At 40.5% G+C, this 3,893-nt stretch carries 3 protein-coding genes and 1 pseudogene; 3 read left to right on the top strand and 1 reads right to left on the bottom strand.

What is annotated here, in order from left to right; genetic code table 11:
* The first annotated feature begins 144 nt into the window (after positions 1-144).
* Together CHU92_RS01385 and CHU92_RS16185 are read left to right on the top strand one after the other, a co-directional pair.
* On the top strand, positions 145-1,698 hold the full coding sequence (locus CHU92_RS01385; protein ID WP_262494629.1) for a PAS domain-containing sensor histidine kinase: 1,554 nt from the start codon (positions 145-147) through the stop codon (positions 1,696-1,698).
* Between the two features lie 46 nt (positions 1,699-1,744).
* Positions 1,745-2,596, top strand: a pseudogene (locus CHU92_RS16185) (prolyl oligopeptidase family serine peptidase).
* Between the two features lie 8 nt (positions 2,597-2,604).
* Here the strand turns inward: CHU92_RS16185 and CHU92_RS01370 are convergent.
* Positions 2,605-3,279, bottom strand: a complete 675-nt coding sequence (locus CHU92_RS01370; protein WP_094411844.1) for a hypothetical protein — start codon at positions 3,277-3,279, stop codon at positions 2,605-2,607.
* 192 nt (positions 3,280-3,471) lie between these two features.
* Between CHU92_RS01370 and CHU92_RS01365 the strand changes: the two genes are divergently transcribed.
* Positions 3,472-3,852, top strand: a complete 381-nt coding sequence (locus tag CHU92_RS01365; protein ID WP_207759786.1) for a hypothetical protein — start codon at positions 3,472-3,474, stop codon at positions 3,850-3,852.
* Positions 3,853-3,893 lie beyond the last annotated feature (41 nt).

Here is a 3,893-nt window from a genome sequence, read left to right as displayed (position 1 = left end):
CATCGCACTAAAGAAATTTAATAAAATAAAAGTTTAAACCACTTCAAAGTACATATATAAGCCCTTTTATGAAGAAAATAAAAAGGCCTCCGGTATTATAGTCCTAGCACATGATGTGACGCCGCAGGTAATAGCCCGTAAAAAATTGAAGACAGTGAAGCGAAATTCAGGAACCTGATAAGGCAGGCACCTGTAGGCATTGTTATTTTTAAAGGGGAAGACCTTGTCATAGAAGTAGCTAACGATATTTACCTGGGCATCGTGGGGCGTACCCGCAAGGAAATTATAAATAAGAAATATACTGAGGCTATGCCGGACCTGGAGGGTTCGGCAGTTGTAGAAAAACTATTAACGGTTTACCGCACAGGCACAAGCCATAGATTTACGGAAATTCCCGTAATGTTTTCAAGGAAAGGCAAAAAAGTCATAAAATATTTTAATTCCGTATACCAGCCTTTGGTTGAAAATAAAACAATTACGGGAGTTATTGCTGTTGTAAATGAAGTCACTGAACAATATCTTGCAAAACAGGTAAAGGAGAAAAAAGATGAACAGCTGAAGACTATACTGGAAACTATGCCCCACATCACATACCACACTGATGCATGTGGAAATGTAAAATATTATAACCAACGGTATGCCGAATATACAGGCCAAAGTATCGAAGAAGCCAAAGAAGGGGCATGGAAAGATGCCATACACCCGGATATGCTTGAAGACGTCCAAAAATGCTGGGAAAATGCAATGGAAAAAGGTGAAGAGTATATCAATTCTTTCCTTTTGAAAAGGGGGTACGACAATACTTATCGCTGGCATATAGCACGGACTGTGCCGCTCCGGGATGAAACAGGAACCATAACTGAATGGGTAGGCACGCTTACGGATATACATGAACAAAAAATCTTTGCCCAAAAACTTGAAGCAATGGTCTATGAAAGGACTCAGGAACTGAACTTCGCTAACCTGGTACTGGAAAGAAAAAATATGGAACTGGAACAGACTAATAAGGAAATGGAATCTTTCAGCTATATTGCCAGCCATGACCTGCAGGAACCACTCCGGAAAATTCGGACTTTTATTAACATGATAGTCGAAAAAGGAACCGGCAACCTTGACCTGTACCTCTCAAAAATTGATTCCTCCGCAGAGAGGATGTCCCAGCTTATAAATGCTGTACTTATTTACAGCAGGTTATCTTCGGGGCCTGCGTATAATGAACATGTTGACCTGAATGCCGTACTGAAACAGGTGCTTATTGATTTTGAACTGGTTATTGAGGAAAAAAACGTAACGATAAAATCCGGGCAGCTTCCTTCGCTAAACGCTAACCCTTTACAGATGAGCCAGTTGTTTTCTAACCTTATTGGCAATAGTATAAAATATTGCAAAAACAAGCCCCAAATCATTATAACAGCAAAAGAAATACTCGGATATGAAATCCCCGGCTATAACGGCAGTAACACAGGCCAAAAATATGCAGAACTACGTTTTTCTGATAATGGCATTGGCTTCGAAGAACAACACAGCGGGCAAATTTTTAAATTATTTCAGCGCCTGCACGGTAAAACGGAATATTCCGGTACCGGTATTGGCCTCAGCATATGCAAAAAAATTGTTGACCAGCATAATGGTTTTATCATGGCGGAGTCAGTACCCGGCGAAGGCGCCACATTTGTTGTATACCTTCCGCTTGGCTAATACTTTTTTAACCATTTAGGGCATAATATTTGTACATCAGGACTTTATGAAAAAATTCATACTACCACTAATAGCCATGCTTTTTAATCTTGGATGTAATTCTGCTGATGAAAGCAATGGCAACAGCGCGGACACAGTGCTGCCGGCTGAAGACTTGTTCAATGTTGCTTATGGCAATGAAAACGGGCAGGTAATGGACGTGTATCTGCCGGAAGGCCGTAACAGCGCTATTACCAAAGTTTTTATTCTTGTACACGGTGGCGGATGGAGCAGCGGTTCTAAATCTGATTTTAATTATGCAGTACCCATACTAAAATCCGCATTTCCCGGATATGCTATAGTAAATATCAATTATCGACTTGCTACTCCCGAGAGCCCGGCGTTCCCAAAACAGGTACAGGATATTGAACGGGTAATACAATTTCTCAAAGCTAGTGATTACAACCTCTCTTAAAATTATGCTTTCATTGGGGCAAGTGCGGGGGCTCACTTGTCTATGCTATACAGTTATAAGTACGATAATAGTAACAATGTCAGGGCCGTATGCAGTATTGTAGGGCCTACAGATTTTACAGACCCATACTACACTTCACATCCGTATTACAACCTTGCGGCACTCTACCTGCTGGGAAATATTACCAACCAGCCCGAAGCTGTTACTGCGGTAAGCCCGGCACAACATATTACCGCACAGTCTCCGGCAACAATATTATTTTATGGAGGCCAGGATCCGCTGGTACCGGTATCGCAGGCTAATCGGCTCAAAGCCGCGCTGGACCAATCGGGGATATATAATGAATATTACCTTTATGAAGATGGCGGTCATGGTAACTGGAATCCGCAGGTAATGGCTGATTTTCAGGCTAAGCTTATAAATTTCTTCAGGCAACGGTTCTGACAGATTCACTAAGGTATAGCTTCGCTGCTTTCATTAATCAGGTAAATGTAGCGGAACATACAAAAAGCAGCCAACGCCCCAAATACATGCCAGAGGAAATGAGTGCCTGAAGTTAACCATCCCCAGCTGTCGGCAACACGAAACATAAGCGCCACTACAAAGGCAAGCAGCGCAATTCCTACCCATTTCCCGTTCCTGAAACCTGTTTTTATAAGATGGGCCAAAACAGGTATAAGTACTACTGAAGCAAGTACAGCATAGTTAATATTGATAAAAAACTGCACATTGCCACCGGCCATCCGGACACGTAAAAAATACATAAAGGCGGCATAGCCGCAAAGCAGGGCAAGGGCAAAGTACCATCGGGTAACTTTAACCAAAAAATATATACCTGCCGAAAGGCACAGCAGCATTATAGGCAGCCAGTCCATCACAATAAAAATGCTCCATTTCCGGAGTCCGTGATATATCGTGCCACCTATCCCGCCTATGTACAAAAGTACCAGCGCAAAACTCAAAAACGTATGCCGCCCTGCCCTGCCCCAAAGCTTCACTGTCCAGTAAAATGCCAGCAGCAGGAATAACACAGAAGTTACGGCATTTAAAGGCTCAGGAAATAACTGCTGCATATTGGTTTCTGTGTACAGGATGCCTCCGTCGGGCGGGTGGATATGTATCTGCATATACTATTGTTTATCCGGCTACTAAAGTTTTATGTTTTAATGCACAAAACAGTATAGCACGCAAGGGTTTGAAATTCAGATTATAGTATTGTAAATTTATGATAAATAACTTACACGTTTATAATCTGGCACCTGTTAACAGATGTTAATTCAAAAATGTTTATTTTTATCACGCTTAAAAAAAATCGCAGGATGGAACTTTACATTAAATATAATCTTGACAAATTGTGTAAAGTTCTTTTACAGCAACAACTTGATAAGTTTGGCATCAGCTGTACGGTTACAGAACCGGGATATGTAAAATTCACGGAAAACATACCTGTTGATAAATACCAGGAATTCATCAGTTCCCTGAAAGAATTTGGTATTGAAATAGTAGATAACCAAAAAAGCATCCTGGTACAAAAAATCAAAAACGCTATTATAGAAATGCTGTATTCGGACAAGGGGATGCAATCGCTTAAAATTTCAACCTACCTTTCAGAAAAACTAAAAGAAAATTACAGGACATTATCACATATATTCAGCGAAGTAACATTTATATCCATTGAAAATTTTATAATTCTTCACTAAGTACACGACAAAAATTGTATTAAATTAATTTCCAGCTTATT

This window comes from Flavobacterium cyanobacteriorum (genome assembly GCF_002251835.1).
GTDB classification, from domain to species: Bacteria; Bacteroidota; Bacteroidia; order Flavobacteriales; family Flavobacteriaceae; genus Flavobacterium; species Flavobacterium cyanobacteriorum.
This window is presented reverse-complemented; position numbering and strand designations above follow the sequence as displayed.

Bases quoted from the DNA above. Each gene is read 5' to 3' on its own strand.
- CHU92_RS01370 (WP_094411844.1), bottom strand. From the start codon at position 3,279: ATGCAGATACATATCCACCCGCCCGACGGAGGCATCCTGTACACAGAA.
- CHU92_RS01365 (WP_207759786.1), top strand. From the start codon at position 3,472: ATGGAACTTTACATTAAATATAATCTTGACAAATTGTGTAAAGTTCTT.